Source organism: Halapricum sp. CBA1109, assembly GCF_009741825.1.
Lineage (GTDB): Archaea > Halobacteriota > Halobacteria > Halobacteriales > Haloarculaceae > Halapricum.
On record NZ_WPCA01000190.1, the window covers coordinates 1 to 4276 of the forward strand.

The window sequence follows — 4276 nt, forward strand, 5'->3', positions numbered from 1 at the left end:
CCGTTGCGTACCCCTCGTCGACGAGTGCGTCGAGCGCCGCGGTAGCGGCCCGCTCCGTGACTTCCGTCTCCTTGACGATGGTCGTGGCGTCCGTCGGCCCATCCAGCAACGCCGCCGTGACGCCGGTCTCCCGGCAGGCCCACAGGAGGAACACCTCGAGATGCTTGTCGTACAGTGAGTCGCTGCCCATAGCTCGGCTTCGAAGACCGCGATAAAAAGCCTCCCGAGGAACCCCACACGGTGAGTCTTCGCTCGGTGACGGTCACTCGGTGACCTCGAAGGTCATATGAGCGGCCGCGAGCGGTCGCACCGGATGGTTGTCGAGATACGAGAGGTGCGGCCGGACCTCGAACTCCGGTTCGTCGTCGTCCACCTCAAACAGCGACGGGTAGACGTCGATGAAGTGATAGCCCGGGTCACCGGTCGCCCGCAGCACCGTGCGGACGGTCGGGCTTCGCAGGTCGTCGCTCGCACCGCAGGCGTAGCCCAGCTGTTTGTTGTCGTAGACGAAAAACGGCGCACTCTCGTAGGCCGTCCAGCCGATGCCTGAGAGTTCTATCTCTACTTCGGTACCGACCGGACCGCGCCGGGGCTCGAACGTCTCGATAGAGGGCTGCATCATAAACCCGGTCTGGACGACGGATTCCCCGTCGACCTCCGCGACGATGGGCCGCGTCGACCCCTCAGCCGGCGGAATCTCGACACTGGCTCGGAAGCTCCCGTCGGCGTCCGTCTCCACCGTCGGCAGGACGCCGGGCCGCGGCGTCGGTGTAACACTGATCCCCCGGATCCCGTCGCCGACGTGCTGATACCACTCGAGGTCGACAGTCTCGTTCGCCGGGAACCCGGTCCCCGAGACGACGGCGTCCGTCCCGGCGGGGCCGCACTGGGGCGTTATCGACAGGTCGGCGTCCGGGTCCGTCTCGACGTCGAGGAGGTGCACGTCGAGCGGTTCCTCCGCGACGAGATCGTCGACCCACGCCGTCTCCGGGGGGGATTCCGGCGGCGTGACGGTGACGGTCCACGTGTTCGTCCGCTCCCCCGCCACGGAACCGAGCGGCGACTGCGTGTTGTTCGCGACGAACGGGACACCGCGGTAGTTGCGCCAGACCTGCAGGACGTGGTCCCCCGGCGGCCCGGTGGCCGTAACGGCCGCCGTGGCGGTCCCCCGGTTCCGGACGCCGGTCAGGAAGCCGACGTAGCTGTTGTCCCACGAGAGCTGGAAGTTCGAGTGTGAGATACCGGGGCCCAACCCGTAGCCGACGACCTGTAGCGGGTCGCCGAGCGTGACCGTCGTCCGCTCGAGTTCGAACCACGGCGTTATCTCGAACTCGGTTCTGGCGACTGCCCGCCCCTCTCGCACCGCGGTTATTTTGTGTTCCCCGCCGAAGTCTTCGGGTACCGTCCACGTTACGTCGAACCGGCCGTCTTCGTCGGTCCGAACCGTCGATATCTCCACCTCCCGGGGCTGATACTGCGGGCCGACGATCTGGTACCCTTCGAGGACGCCCCAGTCACCGTCGACCGTGTCCCAGACGAGGTCGTACTCGGTGTCCGCCGGAAAGTTCCGACCCATAATCGTGACGTCGTCACCGACGTATCCCGTCCGCTCGCTCAGCGCCAGCGTGCCGCTCTGGGCCCCCGACTGCCCCGCGTTCTCCAGACGGTCCTGCAGATCCGAGGACAGTGGCGATTCCTCGTCCATAGCTGTGACGTGTCCGTACGAACTCAAATAACCGCCCGTCGGTTCCCGCTCGGTGGGCCCGCTCCCGGCTCAGATTTCGTCGGCCTTCCCGGTTGTGAGCGAGAACTCGGCTCTAGGTTCGGCCACGCACGGCAGGACGTAGCCGTCCGCCATCTGGGCCTCGTCGATGGCCTCCGCGCCGTCGTGTTCGACGAGTTCCGTCCCGTCGCCGTCGACGGTGGCGGCGCACTCTCCGCAGACGCCCACCTCGCACTGGTAGGGCATCTCCAGTCCCTCGTCGAGGCCGGCGTCGAGGAGCGTCTCTGTGCTGCCGACACCGACGGTCGCCTCCTGGACGACGTACTCGATGTCGTAGGTCTGCCCGCCGCTGTCGGTCGTCGTCTCCATCCCGTTGCCGGCGGTCGTCTGCTCGCCGTTCGCCGGCATCTCCGTCTCCTCGGGCGCGTCCGTCTCCTCCGGATCGTCTGTCGTGTCGCCGTCCTCACCGCCGCCCAGACATCCGGCCGACGCCATCGCCCCCGTCGCCGCGACGCCGAGCAGTACTCGCCGACGCAGACAACTGTCGACGCACGTCCCTTCGGCGGCCGCTTCCTCTGTCGTCTCGGACGAAGTGGATCCGTCCATACACCCCTGTACCGACTATTAGGGCTTTTTGCTACTGGACGAGATATATGTTACCGCAACACAAACCATTTTATGACACACGGCCTACAGCTTTCGGCTGAAGCTGCCCACTGCCTCCGGGGTGTTGACCGCCCTCGTCGTTCGTTTTCGGTCACGCTCTGCTCCGAAATCAGTGTTCTCAGTGCTTTCCACCGGGATATGAGCCGGCTTACCGGCCGATAACAGTCCCATAACTATGCGACGATAGTCCTTTCTCGGGGACGATATGAAACGACGAGCGTTCCTCGGAGCGGCGGGAGTGACGGGTATCGCCGGTATCGGCGCGGTGAACGGACGGGCGTCGTCCCCCGCGAGCGGTGTCACCGACGAGTTCGGGACAGTCGTCGACGCCGTCGCCGAGGGGGCCGACCCGACCGGAGAGGAACCAGTCACCGACATCTTCGAGGAGTTCGCCGGCGACGACACTCTCCTGCAGTTCCAACCGGGGACGTACCTCATCGACTACTTCCGCGTGGGCGAGTACGACCGCTTGGGCGTCGTGGGCAGCGGCGAGGACTCCGCCCGGTTCGTCCCCGCCGCCGGGGACTGCCGGGGCGGCCACCCGTGGGTCCACTTCGACAACGTCGATTCCCTCCACCTCGAGAACCTCCTCTTTGACTTCCGCGAGGCCCCCAGCGGCGGCCCCATCCACCTCTTTTTGCACGGCGACTCGACAGTTCGGGACGTACAGTATCTGGGCTCGTGCTCGAACCAGATAGCGATGGTCAAAATCGAGGTCAGAGACCCCGACGGCAGCGCCCGTATCGAGAACCTACTCGCCCGGAACGTCGGCGACAACCACTCGCTGACCGGCGTCTTCGTCGCCCAGAACCACGCCGGTGACCTGCTGCTGGAGGAGTGTACGCTCGAACGGTTCTCGGACAACGGGCTGTACGCGTCGGCCCCCGGGGGCCCGGACGGCAACGACGGCCGCGTCCGCGTCGTCGGTGGCACCTACCTGAACAACAACGTCTCGGGGCTCCGCCTCGGGACGACAGGGTCCCGCATCGAGGACGCGACGGTCGTCGTCGACGACGAGACGCCCGGCTGGGGACGCTGAACGCCCGCGGGATCCGGTTGCGGAACAAGTCCGGGCAGGTAATCGAGGGGTGTGACATCACCTTCGGCGCGGCGGCCGCCGACAGTTTCGGGGCCATCGTCTTCCATCAGGCCAACGGTGGCGCGCTGATCCGGGACACCACGGTCACCATCGACCGGCCGTCGGTCCCGGCCGTCCGGTGTTTCCCCGAACGCGGAGAGTCCGCGTCGTCGCCGGTGTTCGAGAACTGCACGATACGGGGCAGTGCCACCGATGGCGTCACGGGTCGAATCGAGGGCCGGGACGGCACCGTCTTCAGGAACTGCACTATCGACCAGCGCGGCAGCGACCGCCGGGGGCTGCACTTCCGCGACAGCGAGGACTGTCGTATCGTCGACTCCCGGTTGACCGTGGCCAACGCCCCCGTCGCCGTCGACAACGGGACGGTCACCATCGAGAACAGCACTCTCGTCACCCCGACCGGCGAGCGCCACATCGACAGCCGAACGCTCACCGACGAGACGCTGCGGACCGAGCCGTGGGTCACCGTCCCCGGCGGGGAGGGGCCGGCGTGGAGCCACGACGGCGACTCGAAACTGGAGGACGTCGACGGCGACGGGGACGCGGACCTCTTCGACGCCCTCCACTACTACAACGAACGCGACAGCAACGCCATCCGGAACAACCCCGACCTGTTCGACTTCGACGGCGAGCGCACCGCCGGGACGCTGTTCGACGCTCTCCAGCTGTACAACGATATCTCCTGACGCGCCTCGCCGCGTTCACTGGGTGCAGTGTGGCACCCGCCTATATGCACTCGACGCCACTCTAGACGAGTATGTCGAGCGTCAACACCGAATCCGACACCG

General features: G+C 66.6%; 4 protein-coding genes and 1 pseudogene. 2 read left to right on the forward strand and 3 right to left on the reverse strand.

The genetic code is table 11. From position 1 onward, the window contains the following. The 3 genes and pseudogenes from GJ629_RS14725 to GJ629_RS14735 all read right to left on the reverse strand — a co-directional run. Window positions 1–190, reverse strand: a pseudogene (locus tag GJ629_RS14725) (hypothetical protein); the annotation flags it as partial. A gap of 72 nt (window positions 191–262) precedes the next feature. Further along, entirely contained in the window at window positions 263–1705 is a 1443-nt protein-coding gene (locus GJ629_RS14730) for a hypothetical protein (RefSeq protein WP_157513699.1), read from the reverse strand. 69 nt (window positions 1706–1774) lie between these two features. After that, the gene (locus GJ629_RS14735) at window positions 1775–2329 is read right to left on the reverse strand and encodes a 2Fe-2S iron-sulfur cluster-binding protein (protein ID WP_157513700.1); all 555 of its coding nucleotides are present in this window, start codon (window positions 2327–2329) and stop codon (window positions 1775–1777) included. Window positions 2330–2594: 265 nt separating this feature from the next. Between GJ629_RS14735 and GJ629_RS16460 the strand changes: the two genes are divergently transcribed. Together GJ629_RS16460 and GJ629_RS14740 are read left to right on the forward strand one after the other, a co-directional pair. After that, a complete protein-coding gene (locus GJ629_RS16460; RefSeq protein ID WP_197428648.1) occupies window positions 2595–3428 on the forward strand; it encodes a hypothetical protein in 834 nt (277 codons plus the stop codon). Between the two features lie 17 nt (window positions 3429–3445). After that, on the forward strand, window positions 3446–4174 hold the full coding sequence (locus GJ629_RS14740) for a right-handed parallel beta-helix repeat-containing protein (RefSeq protein ID WP_197428649.1): 729 nt from the start codon (window positions 3446–3448) through the stop codon (window positions 4172–4174). Window positions 4175–4276 lie beyond the last annotated feature (102 nt).

Bases quoted from the DNA above. Each gene is read 5' to 3' on its own strand.
- GJ629_RS14730 (WP_157513699.1), bottom strand. From the start codon at position 1,705: ATGGACGAGGAATCGCCACTGTCCTCGGATCTGCAGGACCGTCTGGAG.
- GJ629_RS16460 (WP_197428648.1), top strand. From the start codon at position 2,595: ATGAAACGACGAGCGTTCCTCGGAGCGGCGGGAGTGACGGGTATCGCC.
- GJ629_RS14735 (WP_157513700.1), bottom strand. From the start codon at position 2,329: ATGGACGGATCCACTTCGTCCGAGACGACAGAGGAAGCGGCCGCCGAA.